The organism is Brachybacterium sp. Z12 (genome assembly GCF_014400405.1).
Lineage (GTDB): Bacteria > Actinomycetota > Actinomycetes > Actinomycetales > Dermabacteraceae > Brachybacterium.
In genome coordinates this window covers 1609389-1635397 of record NZ_CP060496.1, presented here as the reverse complement: position 1 = coordinate 1635397, position 26009 = coordinate 1609389, and the positions used below count along the sequence as shown (strand labels likewise).

The 26009-nt window shown below is 70.3% G+C and carries 20 protein-coding genes and 5 pseudogenes; 7 read left to right on the top strand and 18 right to left on the bottom strand.

The features are described 5' to 3' along the window. Positions 1-73: 73 nt before the first annotated feature. Both H3H54_RS08680 and map read left to right on the top strand, forming a co-directional pair. Complete coding sequence (locus H3H54_RS08680) at positions 74-1105, top strand: heme A synthase (RefSeq protein ID WP_262426278.1); 1032 nt, start codon at positions 74-76, stop codon at positions 1103-1105. After that, positions 1102-1922: pseudogene (map, locus tag H3H54_RS08675) on the top strand (type I methionyl aminopeptidase). The gene H3H54_RS08680 and the pseudogene map overlap by 4 nt, the downstream one beginning before the upstream one ends. A gap of 14 nt (positions 1923-1936) precedes the next feature. Here map and H3H54_RS19570 read toward each other — a convergent pair. The 10 genes and pseudogenes from H3H54_RS19570 to dut all read right to left on the bottom strand — a co-directional run bounded on the left by H3H54_RS19570 (position 1937) and on the right by dut (position 10541). Continuing rightward, entirely contained in the window at positions 1937-2344 is a 408-nt protein-coding gene (locus H3H54_RS19570; RefSeq protein WP_395963749.1) for a transketolase C-terminal domain-containing protein, read from the bottom strand. A gap of 102 nt (positions 2345-2446) precedes the next feature. Then, positions 2447-2811, bottom strand: a pseudogene (locus H3H54_RS19565) (1-deoxy-D-xylulose-5-phosphate synthase); the annotation flags it as partial. Beyond that, positions 2808-3809 carry a 1-deoxy-D-xylulose-5-phosphate synthase N-terminal domain-containing protein gene (locus H3H54_RS18870; protein WP_316249178.1) on the bottom strand — a complete coding sequence of 334 codons (1002 nt, stop codon included), beginning with the start codon at positions 3807-3809 and terminating at the stop codon, positions 2808-2810. The pseudogene H3H54_RS19565 and the gene H3H54_RS18870, both read right to left, overlap by 4 nt. A 264-nt stretch (positions 3810-4073) precedes the next feature. Further along, positions 4074-6856: pseudogene (gene acnA, locus H3H54_RS08665) on the bottom strand (aconitate hydratase AcnA). Positions 6857-7098: 242 nt separating this feature from the next. Further along, positions 7099-7326 (bottom strand): hypothetical protein, encoded by a 228-nt coding sequence (locus H3H54_RS08660; RefSeq protein WP_262426277.1) that lies wholly within the window; start codon positions 7324-7326, stop codon positions 7099-7101. Next, on the bottom strand, positions 7287-8267 hold the full coding sequence (locus H3H54_RS08655; RefSeq protein ID WP_262426276.1) for a hypothetical protein: 981 nt from the start codon (positions 8265-8267) through the stop codon (positions 7287-7289). The genes H3H54_RS08660 and H3H54_RS08655 overlap by 40 nt, the downstream gene beginning before the upstream one ends. Next, a complete protein-coding gene (locus tag H3H54_RS08650) occupies positions 8264-8419 on the bottom strand; it encodes a hypothetical protein (RefSeq protein WP_262426275.1) in 156 nt (51 codons plus the stop codon). The genes H3H54_RS08655 and H3H54_RS08650 overlap by 4 nt, the downstream gene beginning before the upstream one ends. Before the next feature lie 171 nt (positions 8420-8590). Further along, positions 8591-9352, bottom strand: a complete 762-nt coding sequence (locus tag H3H54_RS08645) for a DUF3159 domain-containing protein (protein ID WP_262426274.1) — start codon at positions 9350-9352, stop codon at positions 8591-8593. Then, positions 9349-10104 carry a DUF3710 domain-containing protein gene (locus H3H54_RS08640; RefSeq protein ID WP_262426273.1) on the bottom strand — a complete coding sequence of 252 codons (756 nt, stop codon included), beginning with the start codon at positions 10102-10104 and terminating at the stop codon, positions 9349-9351. Before H3H54_RS08640 ends, H3H54_RS08645 begins: the two co-directional genes overlap by 4 nt. Continuing rightward, a complete protein-coding gene (gene dut, locus H3H54_RS08635; RefSeq protein ID WP_262426272.1) occupies positions 10101-10541 on the bottom strand; it encodes a dUTP diphosphatase in 441 nt (146 codons plus the stop codon). The genes H3H54_RS08640 and dut overlap by 4 nt, the downstream gene beginning before the upstream one ends. Positions 10542-10743: 202 nt before the next feature. Between dut and H3H54_RS08630 the strand changes: the two genes are divergently transcribed. Next, complete coding sequence (locus H3H54_RS08630; RefSeq protein WP_262426271.1) at positions 10744-11289, top strand: DUF3093 domain-containing protein; 546 nt, start codon at positions 10744-10746, stop codon at positions 11287-11289. Positions 11290-11375: 86 nt separating this feature from the next. Here H3H54_RS08630 and H3H54_RS08625 read toward each other — a convergent pair whose 3' ends face one another. Continuing rightward, positions 11376-11678 (bottom strand): DUF4193 domain-containing protein, encoded by a 303-nt coding sequence (locus tag H3H54_RS08625; RefSeq protein WP_262426270.1) that lies wholly within the window; start codon positions 11676-11678, stop codon positions 11376-11378. Positions 11679-11963: 285 nt separating this feature from the next. Here H3H54_RS08625 and sepH point away from each other — a divergent pair, with 285 nt between their 5' ends. Then, a complete protein-coding gene (gene sepH, locus H3H54_RS08620; protein WP_262426269.1) occupies positions 11964-13241 on the top strand; it encodes a septation protein SepH in 1278 nt (425 codons plus the stop codon). A gap of 38 nt (positions 13242-13279) precedes the next feature. Here the strand turns inward: sepH and H3H54_RS08615 are convergent, their stop codons facing one another. From H3H54_RS08615 to H3H54_RS08600, 4 genes and pseudogenes are all read right to left on the bottom strand, one after another. Further along, positions 13280-14392 carry an alkaline phosphatase family protein gene (locus H3H54_RS08615; RefSeq protein WP_262426268.1) on the bottom strand — a complete coding sequence of 371 codons (1113 nt, stop codon included), beginning with the start codon at positions 14390-14392 and terminating at the stop codon, positions 13280-13282. A gap of 60 nt (positions 14393-14452) precedes the next feature. Then, positions 14453-15028 carry a DUF5998 family protein gene (locus tag H3H54_RS08610; protein ID WP_262426267.1) on the bottom strand — a complete coding sequence of 192 codons (576 nt, stop codon included), beginning with the start codon at positions 15026-15028 and terminating at the stop codon, positions 14453-14455. Between the two features lie 232 nt (positions 15029-15260). Then, positions 15261-15881 (bottom strand): annotated as a pseudogene (locus H3H54_RS08605) (acetate--CoA ligase family protein); the annotation flags it as partial. Between the two features lie 260 nt (positions 15882-16141). Then, positions 16142-17782 (bottom strand): GNAT family N-acetyltransferase, encoded by a 1641-nt coding sequence (locus H3H54_RS08600; protein ID WP_262426266.1) that lies wholly within the window; start codon positions 17780-17782, stop codon positions 16142-16144. Between the two features lie 103 nt (positions 17783-17885). Here H3H54_RS08600 and H3H54_RS08595 point away from each other — a divergent pair, with 103 nt between their 5' ends. From H3H54_RS08595 to H3H54_RS08585, 3 genes are all read left to right on the top strand, one after another. Next, a complete protein-coding gene (locus H3H54_RS08595; RefSeq protein ID WP_262426265.1) occupies positions 17886-20342 on the top strand; it encodes a DNA topoisomerase (ATP-hydrolyzing) subunit A in 2457 nt (818 codons plus the stop codon). A 69-nt stretch (positions 20343-20411) separates the two neighbouring features. After that, positions 20412-21290, top strand: coding sequence for a D-hexose-6-phosphate mutarotase (locus tag H3H54_RS08590; protein WP_262426264.1), 879 nt, complete (start codon positions 20412-20414; stop codon positions 21288-21290). A 460-nt stretch (positions 21291-21750) separates the two neighbouring features. Beyond that, complete coding sequence (locus tag H3H54_RS08585; protein WP_262426263.1) at positions 21751-21996, top strand: hypothetical protein; 246 nt, start codon at positions 21751-21753, stop codon at positions 21994-21996. A gap of 91 nt (positions 21997-22087) precedes the next feature. Here the strand turns inward: H3H54_RS08585 and H3H54_RS08580 are convergent, their stop codons facing one another. From H3H54_RS08580 to H3H54_RS08570, 3 genes and pseudogenes are all read right to left on the bottom strand, one after another. Beyond that, positions 22088-22993 carry a metallophosphoesterase gene (locus H3H54_RS08580; RefSeq protein ID WP_262426262.1) on the bottom strand — a complete coding sequence of 302 codons (906 nt, stop codon included), beginning with the start codon at positions 22991-22993 and terminating at the stop codon, positions 22088-22090. Next, the gene (gene hisF, locus H3H54_RS08575) at positions 22990-23775 is read right to left on the bottom strand and encodes an imidazole glycerol phosphate synthase subunit HisF (RefSeq protein ID WP_262426261.1); all 786 of its coding nucleotides are present in this window, start codon (positions 23773-23775) and stop codon (positions 22990-22992) included. Before hisF ends, H3H54_RS08580 begins: the two co-directional genes overlap by 4 nt. After that, positions 23772-25890 (bottom strand): annotated as a pseudogene (locus tag H3H54_RS08570) (type IIA DNA topoisomerase subunit B). Before H3H54_RS08570 ends, hisF begins: the two are co-directional and overlap by 4 nt. Positions 25891-26009 lie beyond the last annotated feature (119 nt).

Sequence of the window (26009 nt, the reverse complement as noted above, 5' to 3'; positions counted from 1 at the left end):
GCCGGTGCGTCGTCCGTCGCATCCGTCCACACGGATCAGCCTTCTCCCCGGGGCTGAATCTAGACTCAGGGGCATGTCCAGTCCCGTCGCCGCCGCACGGCGGAACCCAGAGCGCCACGGGCGCATCACCACTCTGCCCGATCCCCGCCTCCCCTCCTGGGGGCCGGTGCGACGCGCCCGCGTGGCGGCAGTCGTGTTCTGGGGGAACCTGATCTGTCAGCTGGGCATCATCCTGTCCGGTGGTGCGGTGCGGCTGACCGGCAGCGGCCTGGGCTGCTCCTCCTGGCCCCACTGCGAGCCCGGACAGTTCACCCCGCAGCTGACCATGGAGGCGGGGATCCACCCCTTCGTGGAGTTCGGCAATCGCTCCCTCACCGGTGTGCTGAGCGTGTTCGCCATCGCAGTGCTGCTGGTCTCCTGGCGCTGGCTCGGCCACAAGGGCGCGGGCTTCCGCCGTCTGTCCTTGGTGCCGCTCATCGGCACCGCTCTGCAGGCGCTGATCGGTGCTTTCGTGGTGTGGCTCGACCTGCACCCCGGTGTGGTGAGCCCCCACTTCCTGATCTCTCCCGTGCTCGCAGGACTCTCGATGGTGCTGCTGGTGCGTCTCTACGACGGTGACGGACCGATGCGACGGGCGGTGCCCGCCCGCGCCGTGGCCGTGTTCGTCCCGATCGCGGTGATCGGCTTCGTAGTCCTGGTGCTGGGCACCATCGTCACCGGCACCGGGCCGCACTCCGGCGATGCCGGAGAGGTGACCCGCATCGACATGAACCCCATCGTGATCTCACGCATCCATGCGATCGCGGTCTATGTCTTCTGCGCCGCGCTCGCCGTGCTCCTGGTGATCCTCCATCGTGCCCGGGCCCGGCGCGAGGCGATCGTCGCCGCCTGGTGGCTGGTGGTGCTGACCGTCGCGCAGGGCGTGATCGGCTACATCCAGTACTTCCTGGGGCTCCCCGAGCTCATCGTCTTCCTCCACCTGATCGGTGCCGCCCTGTTCGCAGCGGCGATCGCCTGGGTGGGCGCTCGACTGGTCACCTGGCAGGAGCCGGACACGGCATCTGCCGCCGAGAACGTCGCATATACCGGGACGGAGGCACGATGATCCTCGGAAAGCGCCGCCGCAGCTCCGCGCAGGAGCTGCCCACACTCGCCCAGGCCCGTCCCGCAGGCGATTTCGTCGCCTCTGTGCTCTCCCATCTGCGAGAGGTAGTGGATGTCGGCTGGAACCTCTTGGAGGTCGACGCCGAGGCTCATCGGATGATCCGGGAGGCCGGGGCGACCAGCTGCTACATCGAGTACCACCCAGTCTTCGGCGCCTCGCCCTTCGGTCACGCCATCTGCACGTCGGTCAACGACGGAGTCCTCCACGGGCGCCCGTACGACCGGGTGCTGGAGGATGGAGATCTGCTCTCTCTCGACTTCGCAGTCGAGGTCGAGGGCTGGGTCGCGGACTCCTGCCTCTCGATCATCGTCGGCACCCCGCGCGCTGAGGACCTGCAGCTGATCCGCGACACCGAGCGGGTGATGTGGGCGGGCATCGACCAGGTCACGGCCGGGAACAGCGTGGGTGACATCGGCCATGCGGTGATGAATGAAGCGCACAGGCTCGGCTACACGATCAATGAGCGCTTCGGCGGTCACGGCGTGGGACGCACCATGCACGAAGCGCCGTTCGTCCCCAACCACGGCACCCCGGGGGCGGCCCCACCCTGGTGGCCGGGCAGCTGATCACCGTCGAGCCGTTCCTGGTGCCCACCACCGCGGAGCTCAAGGTCGACGAGCGCGACGGCTGGACCCAGCTCTCGGCCGACGGCTCGCGCGGCGCCCATGCGGAGCACACGCTGCAGGTCACCGACGGAGCGCCGATCATCCTCACCGCCCGGGCGGACGACCCCTCCCCACGCAGCTCGCTGGGCTGAGCCGGGCAGTCAGCTCATAGGAGGTCGCGGAGGCTCTTCGCGATCCCGTCGGCGTCCAGGCCCTGGGCCGCGAGGATCGCATCGCGCTTGCTGTGCGGGATGAACTCCCGCTCGATCCCGAGGGGGCGCAGCACCGGTCCGGGCGCGGCGAGCGTGGCGCAGCCGGCGAGGCGGGTGCCGAGCGCCGCTCCGATCCCGCTCTCGGCGAGGCCGTCCTCGAGCGTGACGACCGCGCGGGCGGAGGCGGCGAGGTCAACCAGCTCCTCCCCCAGCGGGAGGGCCTGCACCGGGTCGAGGACGAGGACGTTGAGGTCCGGATGGCTCTGGGAGATCTCCGCGGCCGCCTCGACGGCCCGCCCTGCGAGGGCGCCGATCGAGACCAGCAGGATGTCGATGGGAGCGCCTGCGTCCCCTGCCAGCACCTCTCCGGCGGGCAGCTGGGCGAGGGCGGGGAGCTCCGGCGGGCAGGCCCCCTTGGGGAAGCGCACGAGGGACGGCCCCGCCGTCGCCAGGGCGGCGGGGACCGCCGCGTCGAGCCGAGCGGCGTCGCGGGGCGCCCACAGCGAGAGACCGGGTACGTGGGTCGCGAGCGCCAGATCCCAGATGCCGTGGTGGCTGGGGCCGTCATCGCCCGTGACCCCGGCACGGTCCAGGGTGATCGTGACGTCCTCGCCGTGCAGGGCGATATCGAGCAGCAGCTGGTCGATCGCCCGATTCAGGAAGGTCGCGTACAGCGAGACCACGGGCTTGCGTCCCCCGCGGAGAGCCCGGCTGCGGTGTCGAGCGCGAGCTGCTCGGCGATGCCGACGTCGAGCACGCGTCCCGGCATCTCCCGCTGCATCGGGGTGAGGCCGACGGGGTCGATCATCGCGGCGCTGAGCGCGATCACCCGCTCGTCGGCGCGCGCGGCGGCGAGCAGGGCCGCACCGAACCGCGAGGTCCAGGTCTCCGCCGGCGCCGACTTCGTCTCCTCCGCCTCGAGGGGAAGGGCCCGGTGGCGTGCCAGTGGTCCACGGCGTCGGATTCGGCACGTGCGAAGCCTGCGCCCTTGCGGGTGAGGACGTGGACGAGCACCCCTGAGCTCGAGGGGTCCTCTGCCGCGCGCCGTGCGGCGGTCAGAGCCTGGGCGAGGGCCCCGAGGTCATGCCCGTCGACGGGGCCGACGTAGGTGAGCCCGAGAGCGGTGAACATGTCCTCGCCAGCACGGACCTCGCCGGCGCGCAGCGCGCCGAGATGCTCGGCGATGCCGCCGACGGTCGGGGCGTAGGAGCGGGTGTTGTCGTTCAGCACGACGACCGCGCGGGAGCCACGGTCGGCCGCCAGCAGGTTCAGGGCCTCCAGGCCCACGCCCCCGGTCAGGGCGCCGTCCCCGATGACCGCGACGGCTGCCCCGTCGGCCCCGGCGAGCCGGTGCGCGCGGTCGAGCCCGTGCGCCCAGGCGATCGACCCCGAGGCGTGGGAGTTCTCGACCAGATCGTGCGCGGACTCGCCGCGGTCGGGGTAGCCCGCGATGCCGCCCGCCGTGCGCAGCCCGGCCAGGTCTGCGCGGCCGGTGAGCATCTTGTGCACGTAGGCCTGGTGGCCGGTGTCGAAGACGATGGGCTCGGCTGGGGAGCGGAACTCGCGGTGCAGGGCGATGGTCAGCTCGACGACACCGAGGTTCGGGCCCAGATGACCGCCGCTGAGCGAGCAGATCTCCACCAGGCGCCGCCGCAGGGTGCGGGCGAGACCGGGAAGCTGCTCGGCGGGAAGGCCTCGCAGCGCCTCAGGATCCGCGCAGATCGGCACCTCGGACGGCGGCGTCGCCGCGTCCGCAGCGGGGGCCGAGGGCGTCACCTCTTCACGTCCGCGGGACGGGGTGGCGAGACGCTGCTCAGTGGTGGACACGCGGGTCCTCCCTCAGGGACGGGGCCGGAACATGCTCAGGCTACGTCGCCCTGACCAGTGGCGACGTGCGACACGGTCACATCTGTGCATATCTTCACCGGGGATTCACGCGTGCTCGCGGCGGTGTGCATCGCGGTGCACAGGTCCCGCGCAATGGTGCATGCGGGACCGCAGCGGCACGGCTCAGCCCCGGGACGCGATGACGCCCCGACCCAGAGGGCCGGGGCGTCGGGCGACGCGTTCGTCGATCGAGCTGCCTGGGTATCAGGCGGCGGCGACGAGCGAGCGCAGGACGTACTGGAGGATGCCGCCGTTGCGGAAGTACTCCGCCTCGCCGGGGTGTCGATGCGGACCACCGCGTCGAACTCCACGGAGGCGCCATCCTCCTTGGCAGCGACGACCTTGACCGTCTTCGGGATGGTGCCCTCGTTCAGAGCGGTCACGCCGGTCACGGAGAACGTTTCAGTGCCGTCCAGGCCCAGAGACTCGGCGGATTCGCCCTCCGGGAACTGGAGGGGCAGCACGCCCATGCCGATCAGGTTCGAACGGTGGATGCGCTCGAAGCTCTCCGTGATGACGACCTGGACTCCGAGCAGCTTGGTGCCCTTGGCCGCCCAGTCACGGGAGGAGCCCGTGCCGTACTCCTTGCCGGCCAGGACGACCAGCGGGATGTCCTTCTCGGCGTAGGCCTGGGCCGCGTCGTAGATGAACTCCTGCTCACCGGTCAGGAGGTTCTTCGTGTACCCGCCCTCGACACCGTCGAGGAGCTGGTTCTTGATGCGGATGTTGGCGAAGGTGCCACGGATCATGATCTCGTGGTTGCCTCGGCGCGAGCCGTAGGAGTTGAAGTCCTTGCGGGCCACTCCGTGCTCCTGGAGGTAGCGACCGGCCGGGGAATCCAGCTTGATCGCACCGGCGGGCGAGATGTGGTCGGTGGTGGTCGAGTCGCCGACCTTGACCAGCACCCGCGCGCCCGCGATGTCGCGGACGGGCTCCGGCTGCAGCTCCATGCCCTCGAAGTACGGGGGCTTGCGCACGTAGGTGGAATCGGCGTCCCACTCGAAGGTCGCGCCCTCGGGGTGTCGAGGCCCCGCCAGCGCTCGTCACCGGTGAAGACGTCCTGGTAGTCCTCGGTGAACATCTCCTGGGAGATGGACTCGGCGATGACCTTCTCGACCTCGGTCGGGCTCGGCCACAGGTCGCGGAGGTAGACCTCGTTGCCCTCCTTGTCCGTGCCCAGGAGTCGTTCTCGAAGTCGAAGTCCATCGTGCCCGCGAGCGCGTAGGCGATGACCAGCGGCGGCGAGGCCAGGTAGTTCATCTTCACGTCGGGGTTGATGCGACCCTCGAAGTTGCGGTTGCCCGAGAGCACCGCGGTGACGGCGAGGTCCTTCTCAGCGATCGCGTCGGAGATCTCCGAGTCCAGCGGGCCGGAGTTGCCGATGCAGGTGGTGCAGCCGTAGCCGACCAGGTGGAAGCCGAGCGCCTCCAGTGCCGGCCAGAGACCTGCCTTGGTGTAGTAGTTCGTGACGACCTGGGACCCGGGGGCCATGGAGGTCTTCACCCACGGCTTGGAGACGAGTCCGCGATCAGCGGCGTTCCGAGCCAGCAGGCCGGCAGCCATCATCACCGAGGGGTTGGAGGTGTTGGTGCAGGACGTGATCGAGGCGATCGAGACGATGCCGTGGTCGATCGAGAAGTCCCGGCCTTCCACCTGGACCGGGTTCGAGGCCCGGCCGGTGACGTGCTGGTGCTCGGGAGCGGAGCCGCCGGAGTCGTTGTCGGAGCCCTGGCTCGCGGGATCGGAAGCCGGGAAGGTGCCGGAGTTCTCGCCCTCCTCGACCACGTGCGGCTCACCCGCGTAGGACGGCAGCACCTCGCGGAAGGACTTCTTCGCGTCGGTGAGGACGATGCGGTCCTGGGGGCGCTTCGGGCCGGCGATCGAGGGGACCACGGTGGACAGGTCCAGCTCGAGGTACTCCGAGTACTCGGCCTCCTTGGAGGGGTCGTGCCACAGGCCCTGGCGCTTGGCGTAGGCCTCGACCAGCGCGAGCTGCTCCTCGGAGCGGCCGGTCAGACGCATGTAGTCGACGGTCACCTCATCGATCGGGAAGATCGCGCAGGTGGAGCCGAACTCGGGGCTCATATTGCCGATGGTGGCGCGGTTCGCGAGCGGCACCTGGGTGACGCCCTCGCCGTAGAACTCCACGAACTTGCCGACGGCGCCGTGGTTGCGCAGCATCTCGGTGATCGTCAGCACCACATCGGTGGCGGTCGCGGCCGGCGGGATCTCGCCGGTCAGCTTAAAGCCGACCACGCGCGGGATCAGCATGGACACGGGCTGGCCGAGCATCGCGGCCTCGGCCTCGATGCCGCCCACACCCCAGCCGAGCACACCCAGACCGTTGACCATGGTGGTGTGCGAGTCGGTGCCGACGCAGGAGTCCGGGTATGCACGCAGCACCCCGTCGATCTCACGAGTCATGACGGTGCGGGCCAGGTATTCGATGTTGACCTGGTGCACGATGCCGGTGCCCGGGGGACGACCTTGAAGTCATCGAAGGCGGTCTGGCCCCAGCGCAGGAACTGGTAGCGCTCGCGGTTGCGCTCGTACTCGAGCTCCATGTTCTTCTCGAGCGCGTCCAGGCGGCCGGCCACGTCGATCATCACCGAGTGGTCGATGACCATCTCGGCCGGGGCGAGGGGGTTGATCTTCTCCGGATCGCCGCCGAGCTCCTGCATCGCCTCACGCATGGTGGCGAGATCGACGACGCAGGGCACGCCGGTGAAGTCCTGCATGATCACGCGGGCCGGGGTGAACTGGATCTCGACCGAGGGATCGTCCGAGGGCTCCCAGCTCGCCAGCGCACGCACATGGTCGGCGGTGATGTTCGCGCCGTCCTCGGTGCGCAGCAGGTTCTCGAGCAGGATCTTGAGGCTGTAGGGAAGCTTGTCGGCGCCTTCCACGGCGTCGAGCGCATAGATCTCGTAGTCGGTCCCGCCGACGGCGAGATCCTGCTTCGCTGAGAATGAGTCGACAGTGCTCATCAGGCGAACTCCTTTGGTGTGGGATTGACCCCTCCATCGTAGGCGCGCATCCCGCCCGTGGCGGGAGAACGAGCACCTCGCGACGAACCGCTGCTCATGCAGGCCGACGAAGGGGCGGCCGGATCGCTCCGGCATTTATCTTGAAGTCAAGATAAATAATACCACGCCCGGTGCGGCTGATCTGACAGGCCGTCAGCTGAGCGGTGCGTGTCGGATCGGGGACGGAGCCATGCCCCGCCGAGTCACGCGCCGGCACGCTCCAGCACGACCACGGACTCGATGTGGTGGGTGTGCGGGAACAGGTCGAAGGCCCGCAGATCGGAGAGCTGCCAGCCCTTCTTCTCGATCGCCGCCAGATCACGGGCGAGAGTCGCAGGCTCGCAGGAGACGTAGACGATGCGCTGCCGGACGTTCGTCGCGAGCAGCTCCATCAGCTCGACACCCGCACCGCTGCGGGGCGGATCGAGCACCACGGCGTCGACCCCGCCGCGGCGTGCCCGGACCCAGTCCGTGACGTCCGCGGTGGCCGTGGAGACCTGCGGCAGATCCTCGAGGTTCTCCGCTGCGAGCTGGGAGGCGCGGCGGTTGCCCTCGACCGAGACCACGGTGCCCTCGGCACCCACCTGCTGTGCGGCGATGGCGGAGAAGAGCCCGACTCCGCCGTACAGGTCCCAGGCGCTGCCCCGGCAGGGGCGCCCAGCGAGGCCTGGACGACCTCGGTCAGGAGATCGGCGGCGCGACGGTGCGACTGCCAGAAACCGGTCGCGCTGACCGTGAACAGGCGCTCTCCGACCCGCTCGTGCACGGTGCCGTCTCCGCGCAGCGTGACCAGCCCGCGAGAGGTCCGCACGGCGACATCCGCGTCTCCCCAGGAGTCGGGGATCTCCACGGAGTTCGGATCGAGGTCGCGACCGATCAGCACCACGGAGGCCGGACCTGCGGAAGGAGCGACGGCGTCGATCGCCTCGGTGCCCTCGGGAGCGATCCAGTCCCCGAGCCGCAGGTCGCGGATGGCCTGGGCGGAGAGCGGATCGTCGCCCACCGGTCGCACCTCGTGGGAGCGCCAGCCGCGCATGCCCACGCGCCCTTCCTCGTCCACGGCGTAACGGACGCGGGTGCGCCATGCGAGCCCCTCGGCATCATGGGGTGCCGGCTCGACCTGGACCTGCTCGATCGGGAAGCTGCTCACCCCGGCGCGGCGCAGCAGCTCCTGCATCACCTCGCTGGCGATCCGGCGCTGCGCCGGCAGTGCGATGTGCGCCCACTCCGCTCCGCCCACTCCGTCGATGCCCGCTTCCTCCCAGACGGAGGGGGCGCGATCCGGGCCGGCTTCGAGGACGTCGAGAGCCTCGGCACGCCAGAATCGCGCGGAGGCCCGCTCCTGCGGGTCCTCGAGCAGGCGCGCGGTCACGGTCTCTCCGGGGTGGTGCCGCGGATGAACACGACTCGACCCTCGTGTCGCGCGACGAAGGTGCCGCCGGCCGCAGGGGGCCCTGCGGTCAGGGTCAGCAGTCGCCCGCCGAGGGCGGAGCTGCTAGGCGCGTGTTCGGCATCGGGGGTCATCGGACCACTCTCTTCCCGTCCGCGCGGAGGCTCGCGTCGCGGACCGTGGCTGCTCGATCTCTGGGGGCTCCGCATCTCGACCTGCGGCCTGGTGCGGGGAGCCGTTCCGTCCATTGTCTCATCCAGTGGACGGTCCTCGCGCCCATCCCCGGGTACGGGGTGGGAGCGGGCTCAGCCGAGCTCGCGGCGTGCGAGCAGCCCTCGATGCATGAGCCACACGAGATAGGCGACCACGGCGAAGGCCGGCAGCCCCATCGCGATCTTCGCGGCGCCGAGGGCGGCGACCTGCCCGGTCAGCAGCAGCGGGAGCTGCACCGCGATCTTCGCGGCATAGAGCACCATGAACAGGAGCGTCGCCCGCGTGTAGACGCGGCGCGCGTCGGGCTCCGAGGCCCAGTCCTGCACCCGCGGGTCCAGCAGCCCCACCAGGAAGCCCACGAGCGGCTTGCGCGCGACAACGGTGACCAGCAGCACCAGGAGCGTGACGGCGTTGATGACGATGCCGGGCCAGTAGAAGTCGGACCCCTCGCCGGATCGGATCGACAGCACCGCGCCGAGCGCCACGCCGAGCAGCCCTCCGAGCACGGTGGACGGGCTCTGCCGCTGCACGATCCGGGCGATCAGGAGCACCACCACCACCGCGACCGCGACACCAGCCGCCAGCACGACGGAGCGGGTGGCGACGAACAGCACGACGAAGAGCAGCGTGGGGAGCACGGACTCGGCGATGCCCCGCGGCCCGCCGATGGCATCGGAGACGGAGAACTCCTCCTCCTGGAGGACGGCGCCGAGTCCGCTGCGCGCGGGGGCGGGGGTCTCCTCCGCAGCGGGACCGGCAGCGTCCTCGACGTCCCCTCCCCCGCCGGACGTCTCGGTGCCCCCGAGCTCGGGGCGGCGCTCGCGCGACTCGTGGCCGGATCCGGGGGCGCTCATCCGACTTCCGTGATCTCGGGTCCGCGGGCGAGCGGGTCCGTCGGGCCGGCGCTGATCGGGTTCAGGCCCGGGCGCTCTCCGGGCAGGTGCAGCGGGATCAGTTCCTGGGGCGCCATGGCGTCGGAGCCACGAACGACCACGAGCCGGGAGATGAGCGTCTCGAAGCGACGCGACTGCTCCTTGTCCCCGAGCGCCTTCCCGGTGAGGATCGCGCGGACGAACCAGCGCGGCCCGTCGATGCCGATGAAACGAGCGGGACGGTATCCCGTGCGGCCGTCGGTCCTCTTCACCGGCAGGCGGGTGATCAGCTCGGTGCCGAAGACGCCGGGCCTGGTCTCGGCGGTCCCGCCCTGCTTGACGACGGAGTCCCGCAGCGAGGCGCGCACGTCCTCCCACAGACCGCGGGTCTTCGGCGCGGCGAAGGCCTGGACCTGCAGCGAAGAGCCGCCTATCACCAGGTTCGCGCCGGTGACCGAGCCGCTGCGCTGATCGACCTCCATGCGCAGCTCCATGCCGTCGATGGTGGGGACGCGCAGTCCGCCGAGGTCGATGTGGTCTTCCTCGGGCGCCTCGCGCTCGTCGTAGGGGCCGTCCTCGAGGTGCTCGCCGCGCGGAGCGGCGTCCTCCTCAGCCGCCTCGACGTCCTGCTCCTCGTCGGAGGGCTCCGTGTCGATGGCGTCCTTCGGCTCGAGGTCCTCGACCTCGGCCTGCTGCTGCCTCTTCTTCTTCCGGGAGAACAGTCCCATGGTCATCCCTCCGTGGTCTCGTCTGCGGTCACCGGGGAGCCCACGGCTCCGAATCCGCCGCTGGAGCCGAAGCCGCCGTCAGCCCGGTCCGTCTCGTCGAGGTCCTCGACCTCCTGCAGCACCGGGGCGAGGAAAGGCACCACCACGAGCTGAGCGATACGGTCGCCGACCTGGAGCGCGAACGGCTCGGTCGGGTCGGTGTTGTGCAGGGAGACCTTCACGGGCCCCCGATAGCCGGCATCCACGATACCGGGACCGTTCAGGACGGTGACCCCGTGGCGTGCGGCGAGACCGGAGCGCGGGCAGACCATCCCGACGGTGCCAGGAGGCAGGGCGACGGCGAGCCCGGTGTCCACCAGGGCTCTCCCTCCGGGCGGGATCACCAGCTCCTCGGCGCTGGAGAGATCGAGTCCGGCGTCGTCGGCGTGCGCCCGGTGCGGCATTGGGGTCGCTCCGCTGCGACGGATCCGCAGCGTGGGAGCGGCGGGGGCGGCGGTTGCTGCGTCCCCGGAGTGATGTCAGCGTGATCGACAGGCATGGGCACAGGGTATGCCGTTCTGCCGGCTTCGCATCCAGCGGGCTCGGAGCCCCCAGGGTGATCATCGCCGCCGCAGGCGCACAGGCGCTGCGTGAGACGATGGGAGCATGTCCGCCGCAGCCGATCACACCGCCGACTCCCCCTCCTCGACCGCACCGGGATCCTCTCCCGCCCGCGAGCCAGCGCAGGGCACTTCACTGTTCCGCGAACATCTGTTCCCCGGCATCGGGTGGTGGCTCGTAGCGGTCAGCGTTGGGGCGGCCCTGGGTCTCGTGCTGGTGCCGCTGGACCTCACTGTCGCGATCGTCGTCGCCGTGGTCTGCGTGATCGCTCTGGTGGCGCTCGTCTACCAGTACTCCCCGCTGCTCGAGGTCAAGAACGGCCAGTTCCAGCTGGGGCGCGCGCGGATCGACGTAGATCTGCTCGGCGAGGTGACCGTGCTGCATGGCGAGGAGTGGGCGCGCACCGTCGGGCAGGACTTCGAGCCTCTGGCCCATCACTGCGTACGGGGCTGGACCCGTTCCGGGCTCCGCGTCGAGGTGCTCGATGACGCGGATCCGACCACGGCGTGGGTCGCCTCGTCCCGGCGTCCCGACGACCTGGCCCTCGCGCTGCGCACCGCGAAGCAGCTGCAGGAGCGACAGGGCCGCTGAACACCCTCTGAACACCCTCGACGACAAGAACGGCACCACCCCTGATCAGGGGCCGTGCCGTTCTCGTCTGCGATAAGGGCGCGGGGTCAGGCCGCAGCGCACTCCTTGCAAATGATGAGGGTCCCTTCGACGTGATCGATCTGGCTGCGGTGCTTCACCAAGAAGCAGCTGGCGCAGGTGAACTCGTCCGCCTGACGGGGCAGGACCCGCACGGAGAGCTCTTCGCCCGAGAGGTCGGCGCCGGGGAGCTCGTACGAATCCGCGGCTTCGGCCTCGTCCTCGTCGACCGTCGGGGTCGCGGCCTCGTTCCGTCGACCCTTCAGCTCCTCGATGGAGTCGTCGTTCGATTCGTCTTCGTTCTTGCGAGGGGCGTCGTAATCAGTGGCCATCTACGGTCCGTTCCTGGTAGTCATCGAGGTCTTCCGACCTGGGGGTGGCTGGAGCAGTTCCGCGCCGGTGAGCCCTCTCGGGTCACAACGGGTCGGCCCGGGTCTCAACGCTGAATGCGGCGGCATTATTGCAGAGGGACCTGCGACTCACAACACGCCGTCCAGGCTGGCGCGCAACACGCCGTGTCCCCGGCCCGGGGAACCCGCAGCGACCGGCCCCGCACGATATGGTCACGGCCTAGACTTCTGCACGCAAGCGACCAGGCTCCGACGGAGAGGACGACGATGCGCGAGCTCGAACTCGACGGGATCCATGACGACGGGGAACATCTGCTCCTGGTCGACTCCGATGGCGAGCGGTACACGCTGCGCATCGACAAGGCGCTGCGAGCCGCGGTCCGCTCCGACCGCCCGGCGCTGAACATGATCCAGGCCGCCGACGCCGCCCCGGTCCGTCCGCGGGAGATCCAGGCGATGCTGCGCTCCGGGCGCAGCGCCGAGGACATCGCGGAGGCCTCCGAGATCCCCCTCGAGCACGTCCGCCGCTATGAGGGTCCCGTCCTCGCCGAGCGCGAGTGGACCGCGCAGCGGGCCCGCACCTTCCCCGTCGGCCGAGGCGGGCCTGCGCTGCAGGAGGTCGTCGCCGAGCGCCTCGCCGCCCGCGAGGCGACCGGGGAGACCGCGTGGGACGCCTGGCGCCGCCAGGACGGCACCTGGACGCTCGAGCTGACCTTCTCCGCCGGTGGCCGCACCCGGCAGGCGCATTGGGTCGCGGACACCTCCAACCGCACCGTCTCGCCGGTGGACGACGAGGCGCGCTGGATCAGCGACGAGGATGCTCCGCCGGAGCCGACCCGCGGCCGCGGCCGGCTCCAGGCCGTCAAGAGCGCCGTCTACGACCTCGAGGCCGACGGCTCTCTGGAGGGCAGCCCCGCGGCGTCGCCCCGTGTGCGCACCTGGCCGCCTCGCCGCCCCGTCGCCGAGGAGCATCCTTCGGTCATCGACGACAGCGAGCTCGACGCCCTCAACGCACGACGGGGCCTGCGCTCGGTGCCGCGGCCCGAGGAGTCCGCGACCGTCTGGTCCGATCTCGACGACGTCCCGGAGTCCGGGCAGCCCGAGCAGACCGACATCGAGCCGGTCGCCGAGCCCGGGACGGACATCCCGGCGCAGGACGACGTCGCAGGATCGGCAGATGCCAAGAGCGATGACCCGGATCTCGAGGCCGAGCAGGAGCATTCCGCCACCGCAGACGACGGCGTCGGAGACCTTCTCGAGGACGAGCCGGCCCTCTCCCCCGCGGACGACCAGCTCGTGAGCCCCGAGCCTGCGGAGACGGACGAGGCACCCTCCCAGGAGGAGGGCGGCGAGATCCAGTACCAGGACACGGTGGACCTCACCCCGCTGCCCGGGTTCGACACCGCCTCCCCGGCACCCGCCGCGTCCGAGAAGGACGAGGACGATGCGCCCGCGAAGAACGCGCGGAAGCAGCAGCGCCCGAAGAGCAAGCGCGCCTCGATGCCCAGCTGGGACGAGATCGTCTTCGGCTCCAAGCAGGAGTGAGCAACGGCGCCCGCCTCTCGAGAGCGCGGCGGGCGTGCTCAGACCACGGTGCGCAGCAGCGGCACCCAGCACTCGGCAGCGGTCAGCGAGCCGTGCACGCCTAGCATGGCGCGCGCGGTGTCCGGTCGGCGGGAGAAATCATCGACGCTCCACCGCCCCCGGGACAGCACCAGCACGTCCGGCAGCCGCTCCGCGACCCGCGCCGACACCGCAGCGCCGATCGGGCCCAGCAGACCGCTGCTGAGGATCCTCTCGCGGGGCAGGACCAGCGCCCGCTCGCCGAGCAGGGTCTCGAGTGCGGCCGCGAGCTCCTCACCGGCGCCGTCGCCGGGCACGGCGTGGAGGGCCAGCGCCCGCGCCTCACCGGCGACCTCATGGACCAGGCGCAGGAGCCGGGGATGATCCGCGAGGTCCGTGGTGTGCGCGGGTGAGGTGTCGACCATGCCGTGATCCGCGGTGACGTGGAGCCGTGTGCCTCGCGGGAGCCGGCGCAGCAGGGTGCCGATCAGCCCGTCGACCTCCGCGAGCGCGGTCCGCCATTCTTCCGAGTCCACGCCATACCGGTGACCGGCGTGGTCGACGTCGTCCACATGCAGGTGCACCAGACCGTCGGGGCCGGCGCGGCGGAGCGCGGAGCGGACTGTCTCGACGCGATCCTCGCGACCATGCCCGCGGAACTCCCAGCCCCGGTAGGCGACGCCGCTGAGATGCGAGCCTGCGTGCTTCTTGGGCCCCACCTGCACCGCTCGACGAGCTCCCGCTTCGACGAGGGTCGCAAGCGGCATCCAGCCGCGTGGGTCGGTGCCGGGCGCGCCGGTGAGCTGGTTGAGGCTGCGGCCGGACCGCGGATCGTACGTGAGATAGCCGAGCACCCCGTGCTCAAGCGGAGGCAGACCGGTGTGCAGGGAGACCATGGCGCTGGAGGTGGTCGACGGAGAGACCGTGCGCACCCGCTCGGTGTGCTGCTCGAGACGCCGGAGCGTCGGCGTGAGCGCGCGGTGCTCGAGCAGGAGGTCCGCCCCGAGCCCGTCGAGCAGCACCACCAGATCGCGACCGGGTTCCGGTGAGTCGACCAGCGGCCGCAGAACGTCCAGGAGGCCAGGGCGGGCCCCGGCGGCGAACGGTGGGGGCAGCAGGTCCGAGGGCCACATCTGTGGAGCCTCCGGGCCAGGGGACGCCCGGGGGCGGGGTCGGGTCCGTTCATGCCCGCCTCAGGCCGTCGCCGCATCGATCGCGTCGAGCAGGACGTCGTGGAAGGCCAGCGCCTCGTCGACGGCTCCCGCACCATCGGCCAGAGCACTGACCCGCAGCGCGAGGTCCGAGGGCGCGGTGGTGCCCGTGTACCCGTGGTCGAGCTGGCAGCTGGGGTCCTCGCAGACCGCCCGCTCGACATCCACCCGGCGCGTCCCGTCCCAGGTCACGCCGAGCGTGATCTCCGCCTCCCGAGCGGGGCTGTGCTGCCCGTCGGTGTCGAACACCTGGGACAGGCCGGTGGCGGTGATCCGCTGCAACCGGATCCTCTCGGTGGTGGAGACCACCTGGCTGGGGTTCAGCGCGTCCGCGGGATCGTCATCGAGGTGAGTGATCAGCAGGTGCGTGGCGGTGAGCACCAGGACGGTCAGGTGGCGGCGCACTTCGGGGCCGTCGAAGGTGGTCTCGGGGCGCACCAGGTATGCGACCGGCGGGGCGCTGCGCAGCGAGCGCGACAGGCTCTGAGCTGCCGTCTGCGGGAAGTACCCGGCGGTCTCGAGGGCCCTGAGGAGGTCGGCGGGAAGTGCGGTGGTCATCCCGACATTGTTCCACGCCCTGCAGCGTCGGTCGGCGCGGTTCAGGTGCCTGGCGGGCCGGACAGGGCACGCCGTGGACTGTCGGTGCGGTTGGGCGGCGGGGCCAGCCGCGCCCGCGCCCCGACCACGGTCGTGCCGTCCTGCGCGACCAGCACCGGGTACAGCTCGAGGAGGAGACCTCGGGGAGGTCCTCGGCGAGCAGGCCGATCCGGACCACGAGATCCGCGAGAGCTGTGCGGTCCGCCGGCGGCAGGCCGCGGGTCCCCCGCAGCTTCACCGCGGTGGCCGGGGTGTCGACCAGCTTCGCCGCGGCGCTCTCGCTGAAGGGCGGGATCGCATAGGCGATGTCGTCCAGGAGATCGGTCGCGTCCCCGGCCACGGACAGCGACACCACCGGGCCGAGAGAGGGATCCTCGACGCTGCGCACCACCATCGGGACCCCGGCGGGCGCCATGGCCTGCACCTCGAGCGGCGCGCTCGAGTAGGACAGGTCTCGGCGCATGCCCTCGACGGCATGACGCAGCTGGACCGCGTCGGGGATGTCCAGGCGCACTCCTCCGAGATCGGCGCGGTGGCGGAGCACCGGGTCCGTGCTCTTGAGCGCCACGGGATAGCCGATCTCGGCGGCCTGCGCGAGCGCGTCCTCGACGCCCGTGATCCGGCGGGTCGTCAGCAGGTCGATGCCGTACGCCGCCAACAGCGCGGTGGTCTGCTCCAGGGAGAGCTCCACGGCGGAGACGGCGCTGTCGGCGAGCAGATCGTCCACCAGGTCCCGGGCTGCGGCGCGGTCGATGTCCTCACGCTGCGCGGGTTCGTCGTCATCGGCCTCGGGCCGCAGGGCGGCGCTGAGCATCCCCGCCCCGGCCCGCACCACGGCGAAGGGCGTGGCGTGGACAGGAGGCAGGGAGGAGTCGGCACGCACCGCCCTCTGCACCTCCTCGAACCGGTCCGCCGTGGTGACCAGGCACACCAGCAGCACTACCTCGGAGTGGCGGGCCACGAGCGCCATCTGGCGCAGCACCTCGGCGACCTCGGTGGTCTGGGGGTCGATCATGCCGGCGATGACCATGTCGACCTTGCCCAGCGCCGCCATCGTGGTGAAGGCCCGCTGGATCAGGCGCGGATCCGGGGAGAGCGGGACGCTGTGGTTCTCCGCGACGACCTCCAGGCCCGCCTGGCCCGCGGAGCCGCGCAGCGAGGCCCCGAGGGCCGCGGTGTTGGACAGCAGTCCCACCCGTCGGCCGAGCGGGAGGCCCTGGCGTCCGATGGCATCGACCACGTCGAGCAGGTGGTCCACTCCCCGGTCTGCACCACCCCGGCCGATTCCAGGACCTGGTCGAGAGCTCTGCGGGGCAGGGTCGTGGTGCGCACATCGTGCCCGGGCGGCAGATGGGACTCGCTGCCGGGCGGTCGCAGCACGATCAGCGGGGTGCTCCGGGTGAGCCGGCGCGCGATCCGGGTGAACTTGCGCGGATTGCCCATGGATTCGAGGGCGAGCCCGATCACCCCGACCTGCTCGTCGTCCTCCCAATGCTGGAGGGTGTCGTTGAGGGAGACGTCGGCGCGGTTCCCGACGCCCACGAATTCGTGCACGCCGAGGCCTCGGGCATCGGTCCCCGCCAGCAGCATTGCCGACAGCGCACTGGACTGACCGGCCAGTGCGACCGGTCCCGGGCGCGGCATCCGGGGCGCCAGGGAGAGGCTGATCGCCTCCTGCCCCGTGCGCAGGAAGCCGAAAGAGCCGGGGCCGAGCAGTCGCATGCCGTGGCGACGGACCCGTGTCACCAGCTCGCGCTGCAGTCGGCGTCCCGCATCGGTCTCCGAGAATCCCTCGGTGGGGATCAGGACGCTGCGCACGCCGATCTCGGCGCACTCGTCGATCGCTTCCACACAGGCCTCGGGTCGCAGGGCGATCACGGCGAGGTCCACGGCGCCGGGCACGTCGCTCACCTTCGCCCAAGTGCGGCGCCCCCGCAGCTCGAGAGCGTCGCGGGAGACGAGGTGAACGGTTCCGCTGTACCCGGAGCTCTCCAACGCGGTGAGGAAGCGTCCCCCAGCAGAGTCGGCACGGGAGGAGACCCCGATCAGCAGCACGGACTCGGGATGCAGGAGCCGCTCCATGGCCTGTGCCTCGGCGCGGTGCTCGCGCTCCGCCATCACCGCGAGCGAGCGCGCCGTCGGATCGATGCGGAAGGAGACCATCACCACGCCGTCGTCATATACACGGTCCACGTCGAAGCCGGTCTCGGTGAAGACCTTGATCATCTTGGTGTTCTGCGGCAGGACCTCGGCGGTGAAGCTGTTGATCCCCCGCTCGCGGGCCGCGGCGGCGAGGTGCTCCAGCAGGACTGAGGCAAGGCCCGTCCCCTGGTGGGAGTCGGACACGTTGAACGCGACCTCGGCGGAGTGCGGCTCGATGCGGTCGTACCGCCCGACCGCCACGATCTCCGCGCCGAGCAGGACCACGAAGGCCACCCGATCATGGTGGTCCACGTGCGTGAACCGTTCCAGGTCCCGACGGGACAGCTTCGGCATAGGAGCGAAGAAGCGCAGGTACCGGGAATGCTCGGACTGCCGCTGGTGGAATTCCTGCAGGGCATCCGCGTCCGTCGGCAGGATCGGTCGCAGATGAGCTGCCGAGCCGTCGCGCAGGGCGATGTCCGCCTCCCAGTGCGCGGGATAGGTGGGTGCGGTCTCGTCCTCGTCCCGGGCTCGCCGGCGCAGGGACCGCAGGCCTTCGCGTCGTTCCACCATGTCCCGATCCTAACGTCGCGGCCCGGGAGTTTGACGGGATTCACGTCCCGTTCCGGTGCCTGGTTCCCGGGATCGTGCCCGGTCATGCGCCATGATGTCCCTCATGGCCCGATCACGCAGCACCAATCCGCCCGCCGGGGACGACGCGGTCGACGAGACGATCGTCGACATCGACGTCACCAGTGAGATGGAGTCGTCGTTCCTCGAGTACGCGTACTCCGTGATCTATTCGCGGGCCCTGCCCGACGCGCGAGACGGCCTCAAGCCCGTCCAGCGGCGCATCCTCTACATGATGGCCGAGATGGGCCTGCGCCCTGAGAAGGGTCATGTGAAGAGTCAGCGCGTCGTCGGCGAGGTGATGGGCAAGCTCCACCCGCACGGCGACACCGCGATCTACGACGCACTGGTGCGGATGGCGCAGAGCTTCAACATGCGCCTGCCCCTGGTGGACGGCCACGGGAACTTCGGCTCCCTCGACAACGGCCCGGCGGCGGCGCGCTACACCGAGGCGCGTCTGGCCAAGGCCGCTCTGCTGATGACGGACTCGCTGCACGAGGACGTCGCGGACATGATCCCGAACTACGACAATCAGCTCACCCAGCCCGAGGTGCTCCCCGCCCAGTACCCGAACCTCCTGGTCAACGGAGCCTCAGGGATCGCCGTCGGCATGGCCACGAACATGGCGCCGCACAACCTGGTCGAGACCATCGCCGCCGCCCGGCACCTGATCGATCATCCGGAGGCCGAGCTCGAGGAGCTGATGCGCTTCGTGCCGGGGCCGGACCTCCCCACCGGCGGGCGGGTCGTGGGACTGGAGGGCATCCGTGACGCGTACCGCACCGGCCGCGGCTCCTTCAAGATGCGGGCCACCACCCGGATCGAGAACATCACCTCGCGCCGCAAGGGCATCGTCGTCACCGAGCTGCCCTACCAGGTGGGTCCCGAGCGTCTGGCCGAGAAGCTGCGTGATGCGGTGCAGGCCAAGCGGGTCCAGGGCATCACCGACTACCAGGACCTCACCGACCGTCACCACGGTCTGCGCCTGGTGATGACGGTGAAGTCGGGCTACGACCCCGAGGCCGTGCTGCAGCAGCTGTACCGGTACACGCCGCTGGAGGAGAACTTCGGCATCAACAACGTGGCCCTGGTCGATGGGCAGCCGCGCACTCTGGGCCTCAAGCAGCTGCTCGAGGTGTTCGTCGACCATCGGCTGAAGGTGGTGCGCCGCCGCACCGAGCACCGGCTGAGCAAGCGTCAGGCCCGCCTGCACCTGGTGGAGGGTCTGCTGCTGGCGATCCTGGATATCGACGAGGTCATCCAGATCGTGCGGCAGAGCGATGACTCCGAGACGGCGCGCGCTCGGCTGATGACGGTGTTCGACCTCTCGCATCTCCAGGCCGAGTACATCCTCGAGCTGCGGCTGCGGCGCCTGACGAAGTTCTCGCAGATCGATCTCGAGGCCGAACGGGACGACCTGCGCCGCGAGATCGAGGAGCTCGAGGAGATCCTGGGCTCGGACGCGGTGCTGCGTGCGCTGGTCTCCGACGAGCTCGCCGCTGTGGCCGCGGAGCACGGCGATTCCCGCCGCACCGTGCTGCTGGAGGCAGCGGACAAGCCCGTCGCGAAGGCGGGGGTCTCGCTCGAGGTGGCCGACGAGCCCTGCAACGTGCTGCTCACGGGGACCGGGCTGATCGCCCGGATCACGGGTGAGGGACCGCTGCTGCGGGAGGGCCAGCGCGGTGCGCACGACGTGGTCGTCTCGCACGTGCGCTCCACCACCCGTTCGACGATCGGTGTGGTCACGGATCAGGGGCGGGTGCTGCGGCTGTCCGTCGTGGACCTCCCCTCGCTCGCCCCGACCGCGGGGGCGCCGTCGCTCGCAGGCGGAACCCGGTTGGCGGACCTCATCGACCTCGAGCGCGAGGAGCGGGCGCTGGGCCTGATCCGGCTCGACGAGGACGATCTCGCCCGGGGCGGGGCGATCGCGCTCGGCACGCGGCAGGGCGTGGTCAAGCGGGTCCAGCTCGAATTCCCGAAGTCCGACGGCTTCGAGATCATCTCCCTCAAGAACGGCGACGCCGTGGTGGGGGTCGTGGATCTCGAAGCGGATGAGGACCTGGACTTGGTGTTCATCACCTCCGATGCGCAGCTGCTCCACTTCCCGTCCTCCGGGGTCCGCCCGCAGGGTCGCGGCGCCGGCGGAGTGGCGGGCGTCAAGCTCGCCGAGGGTGCCCGGGTGGTCTCCTTCGGGGTCATCGACGTGACCGCCCCCGCGGACGTGGTGACCGTCGCCGGAAGCTCCTCGACCCTTCCGCTGCTGCAGACAGGTTCGCTCAAGGTCTCCGCTCTGACCGAGTTCCCGGCCAAGGGCCGTGCCACCGCCGGGATGCGCTGCCATCGCTTCCTGCGCGGGGAGGACGAGCTCATCGGTGCCTGGGTGGTGCCGCATCCGGCGCGCGCCTCCTCCGAGGCCGGGCAGCCGATCGACCTTCCCGAGCCGACGGGTCGTCGTGACGGCTCGGGCACTCCGGTGGCGGTGCCGATCGCCGCGGTCGGATGACCTCTCAGAGCCGTTCCACCAGGTGACCTTCACCGGATCGGCGGGGAGCGAGCGTGGGACGATGTGCCCATGAACTCTCCGAGCGCTGACGCGTCCACCGCCTCTGTCCCCCTGCCCGAAGGGGTGCGCCTCGAGCAGGTGCACGGCGTGGATGCGCTGCTGGTCGACACCCCTGCCGCGACGGCCGAGCTGCTCCTCGACGGCGCGCATCTGACCAGCTGGGCCCCGGCCGGGGAGAAGGATCTGCTGTGGCTGAGCCCGGATTCCGCCTTCGGTGAGCGTCAGGCCGTGCGTGGCGGCATCCCGCTGGTCGGTCCGTGGTTCGGGCCGGGACGCGATCTGGCCATGGAGGTCAAGCACGGCTGGCTGCGCACCCTCCGTTGGGATCTGGCGAGCGCCGTCCGTGAGGGTGATGATGTCGTGCTCACGCTCCGCACCCCCGAGGATGTCAAGGCGCTGGCTGCGACGGCTGAGTTCCGCCTCGGTGCCGAGCTGTCGGTAGCCCTCACCATCACCGCTGGGTCCAGGCCGCTCGAGCTCGAGGCCGCGCTGCACACCTATCTGGCTGTCGGCGACGTCCGCGAGATCGCGATCCACGGGCTGGAGGGGGCGGATTACCTCGACAACACCCGCGGCCTGGCCCCCGATGTGCTGGCCGACGGGCCGCTGCGGCTGACGGGCTCCACCGACCGGGTCGTCGACTCCGCCGCCGACGTGACCGTCACCGATGAGAAGAGCGGTCGCCGCCTAGTCTCCACCACCCGCGGCACCACCAAGACGGTGGTCTGGAACCCCTGGGACACGCTCGTGACGGGGATGGCCGACATCCCCGATACGGCCTGGCCCGAGTTCGTGTGCATCGAGCCGGCCGTCGCGAAGGATGGCTACGTGGCCCTCGAGCCCGGCCGCTCGCACACCAGCGGCGTCACCTACCGCATCGAGCGCTGAGACCGGCTCCGCCCGGCGGAGCACCCGACCCGGACCCGGTCGCCCCTCACGGGGTGGCCGGGTCCTCGTCATCATGTGCGCGTTTAATCAGTTGTGCGCCGCCCGGACGAAGTGGTCGACTGTCCGTATGGAGATGCACACGACCTCGACCACGACCCCGGATATCCCGGCCGCGTCGTCGTACGGCTTCGCCGCATCCCCTTCCGGCACCACGGACAGCCCGTGGCTCAGCAAGCGGCCGGTGGGGGCCGCAGCACCGCCGACGACGCCGCGCCCACGGCCGGCTGACGGAGCACACCGCTCCCGGCCGCCGGGTGGCACCGCTCCCGGCCGCACACCGAAGATTTCCCGCCGCTCGATGCGTTCGAGCCGCGGCGGCACCCTCCTGCGCACTTCGCGGACACACGCTGTCCGCGCTGCGGAGGAACCTGATCACACACCACTCCCCCAGGAGCTCCTCATGTCCGCCGACGCTCTTCTCGGCACCCACCGAACCACCACCGCTGCCACCACCGAGCGCACCCTGCGCCGGCTCGAGCAGCTCACCGACGACCGCGCCTTCGAATCTCAGCTGCAGTCGTTCCTCGCGCGCCGACGTGCGGTGCGCCAGGCGCGTCTCGAACAGGCAGCGGAGGCTGCTCGGCACGAGCACGAGCTGCTCGTCCAGAGCGCTCTGCTCGAGGCTGGCCTCACCCATCTGCGGTGAGGCACCGCGAGGCCCGCCCGGGATGATCTCGGGCGGTCCTCGCGCCATGCGTCATCAGGTCCGCAGCTCGCCTCATGAGCCAGCGGAATGCTCAGGCTGATCCCTCTCGGCGCAGCTCCACGATCACGAGCTCGCGCGGGTTGTTGACCCGCACCCCTGCGATGCTGTTGCCGAGACCACGGCTGATCACCATGGACGTCCCCTCACGCTCATGCACTCCTTCGCTGAGCGCAGGGAAAGTCCCCTGATGTGGGGCGTACAGACCGCCCACCCAGGGGATGCGCACCTGCCCGCCGTGGGCGTGGCCGGAGAAGACCAGGTCGACGCCGATCCCGAGGTATCCCTCCAGCAGCTCCGGGCGGTGCGCGAGCAGCACCGTGGGGGAATCCTCAGGCAGGTCGAGCTCCGCGAGCACCTCGGCCGGTTCCCGGGGCTCCGCCCGTCCGGAGGCCCGCACCCGCGGGTCATCGAGCCCCACCATCGTCAGCTCGGCCCCGTCGATCTCGATCTGGACCGCCTCGTCACGCAGCACCACGACCCCTCGGTCTGCCAGGCCCGCCAGCAGCTCCTCGAGCACCGGCGAATCGGCCTCATGGTTTCCGAGCACGAAATAGGCGGGAGCGATGGCCTGCAGCTGCTCAGCCATGTCGAGCACGCTGGCCAGCTCGGTGGTGCGGTAGTCGATGAGGTCCCCGGTGAGGGCGATCAGGTCCGGCTGCGCCTCCCCGACCGAGGACACCACACGCTTCCGGAAGTCTCCGAAGTCCGCGGCGTGCAGGTCCGAGACCTGTGCGATGCGCAGCCCGTCCAGCGCAGGCGGCAGCGGGTCGATGACGACGTCATGGGTGGTGACGTCGAGCCTGCGGTTGTCCCACAGCAGCCAGGCACCGGTCGCGACCAGCAGCAGGAGCACCACGAGCGCCGCCGCAGTCACTCGCCGCCCCGCAGAGCGGGACGTGCCGTCTGCTCGCTGGGCGATCGAGAGCGGCGCACTCACCGCACGGTGATCCCGTCGGCGGCCATCGCCGCCTTCGCCTCACCGATCGTCATCTGCTGGAAGTGGAAGACGCTCGCGGCCAGCACCGCATCCGCACCAGCATGGACCGCCGGGGCGAAGTGCTCCGGCGTGCCCGCGCCGCCCGAGGCGATCAGCGGCAGAGACGTCGCCTCACGCGCCAGACGGATGAGCTCGAGGTCGAAACCCTGCTCGGTGCCATCAGCATCCATCGAGTTCAGCAGGATCTCCCCGGCCCCACGCTCGGTCACCTCGCGGATCCAGGCGATCGCGTCGATGCCGGTGCCGCGCCGACCGCCGTGGGTGGTGACCTCGAAGCCGGAGCCGGAGCGCGCCGTGCCCTCGGGGGTCTCATCGGTGACACGGCGGGCGTCGATCGAGAGCATCAGCACCTGGTTCCCGAAGCGGCGGGAGATCTCGGAGATCACCTCGGGGCGTGCGATAGCGGCAGTGTTCACCCCGCATTTGTCCGCTCCGGCGCGCAGCAGCTGGTCCACGTCCTCGGCGGAGCGCACCCCACCGCCGACCGTCAACGGGATGAAGATCTGCTCGGCGGTGCGGCGGACCACGTCGATCATGGTGTCCCGGCCGCCCGAGGACGCGGTGACGTCGAGGAACGTCAGCTCGTCGGCACCCTCGACACCGTAGCGAGCGGCCAGCTCGACCGGGTCCCCCGCATCGCGCAGGTTCTTGAAGTTGACGCCCTTGACGACGCGTCCCGCGTCGACATCGAGGCAGGGGATCACTCGGACGGCGACACTCATGCGTCGATCCTCTCCATGTCGAGCTCTTCGGCTCCTTCGATGATGAACTGCTTGCGCGGAGCGACCTCGGATCCCATCAGGAGCTCGAAGACGGCGCTGGCCGCCTCGGCATCCTCGATGCGCACCCGGCGCAGGGTGCGGTGGCCGGGATCCATGGTGGTGTCCGCGAGCTGATCTGCATCCATCTCACCCAGGCCCTTGTACCGCTGGATCGGTTCCTTGTACTTCTTCCCGCGGCGCTCGAGGTTCTTGAGCAGCTTGTGCAGCTCCGCTTCGGAGTACGTGTAGACCAGCTCGTTCTTCTTCTTGCCACCGTGGACGATCTCGACCCGGTGCAGGGGCGGCACCGCGGCGTAGACCCGACCGGCCTCGACCAGCGGGCGCATATAGCGATGGAACAGCGTCAGCAGCAGAGTGCGGATGTGGGCGCCGTCGACGTCGGCGTCCGTCATCATGATGATCTTGCCGTAGCGCGCGGCCTCCAGATCGAAGGTGCGTCCCGAGCCCGCTCCGATCACCTGGATGATCGCCGCGCACTCGGTGTTCTTCAGCATGTCCGTGACGGACGCCTTCTGGACGTTCAGGATCTTGCCACGGATCGGCAGCAGCGCCTGGAACTCCGAGGAGCGGGCATTCTTCGCCGTCCCGAGTGCGCTGTCGCCCTCGACGATGAACAGCTCCGAGCGCTCCACGTCATGGGTGCGGCAGTCGGCGAGCTTGGTGGGCATCGTGGAGGACTCCAGCGCATTCTTGCGGCGCGAGACCTCCTTGTGCATGCGTGCGGCGATGCGCGCCCGCATCTCCGAGACCACCTTGTCGATGACCAGGGCGGCCTGCTCCTTCTCCCCCTTCTTGGTGGAGGTGAGGAACTCCGTGAGCCGGTCCTCGACGACCTTCGAGACGATCGCACGGATCGCCGGGGTGCCCGAGCACCTCCTTCGTCTGCCCCTCGAACTGCGGCTCGTCGATGCGCACGCTGACCACAGCGGTCAGCCCGGCGAGCGTGTCGTCCTTCTCGATCTTCTCGTTCTTGGCGTTGAACTTGACGCGGCGGGCGTGGTTCTCGACCTGCTTGCGGACGGTCTTGACCATCGCCTGCTCGAAGCCCGTGACGTGGGTGCCGCCCTTGGGGGTGGCGACGATGTTCACGAAGGAGCGCAGGGTGGCGTCGAAATCCGATCCCCAGCGCAGGGCGATGTCGACCTCGCAGGAGCGCTCGACATCCGTGGAGACCATGTGGCCGTTCTTGTCGAGCACCGGGATCGTCTCGGTGTACTCACCCGTCCCCTGCAGGCGGATCACGTCGGTGATCTTCTGATCCTGGGCGAGGTACTCCACGAACTCGCTGATCCCGCCGTCGTACTTGTACACGCGGGTCGCCGGCTGGTCCGGGGAGGCCTCGGGGCGGAGGTCGGTGACCGTGAGCTTCAGCCCGGGAACCAGGAAGGCTGTCTGGCGGGAGCGGCGGGTGAGGTCGTCGAGGGAGAAGTGGGAGCCCTTGACGAAGATCTGCGGATCGGCCCAGTAGCGCACTCGGGTGCCGGTCACGCCTCGCTTGGCCTTGCCCACCACACGCAGCGCGGCAGCGCCGGAGGACGGGGCGAACGGGGATTCGGGATCCGGGCCATCGGTGTCGGCGAACTCGCCGGGCTGACCGCGCTGGAAGCTCATGGCGTAGACCTTGCCGGCGCGATCGACCTCGACATCGAGACGGCCCGACAGCGCATTGACGACGCTCGCGCCCACGCCGTGCAGACCACCCGAGGCGGCGTAGGAGCCGCCGCCGAACTTCCCGCCGGCGTGGAGCTTGGTGTAGACGACCTCGACGCCGGTCAGGCCGGTGCGGGGCTCGACGTCCACCGGGACGCCGCGGCCGGTGTCACGCACCTCGACGGAGTGGTCGGGGTGGAGGATCACCTCGATCGTGTCGCCGTGGCCGCCGAGGGCCTCGTCGACCGCGTTGTCGAGGATCTCCCAGAGACAGTGCATGAGGCCCCGGGAGTCGGTGGAGCCGACATACATGCCGGGACGCTTCCGCACGGCCTCGAGGCCCTCGAGGACCTGGAGGTTGCGGGCGTCGTAAGCAGATTTCTTCACAGCGCTGGTGGTGGACACCCATCAGATCCTACGGGTCCGGGCCACCGGATCCGGGCATTGCCCGTGCCGCCCCGCTCACAGGTGCGAGTCGTCTCCCGCGGCGTCGAGCGGTCGGGCTCACAAGAGGTTGCGCCCCC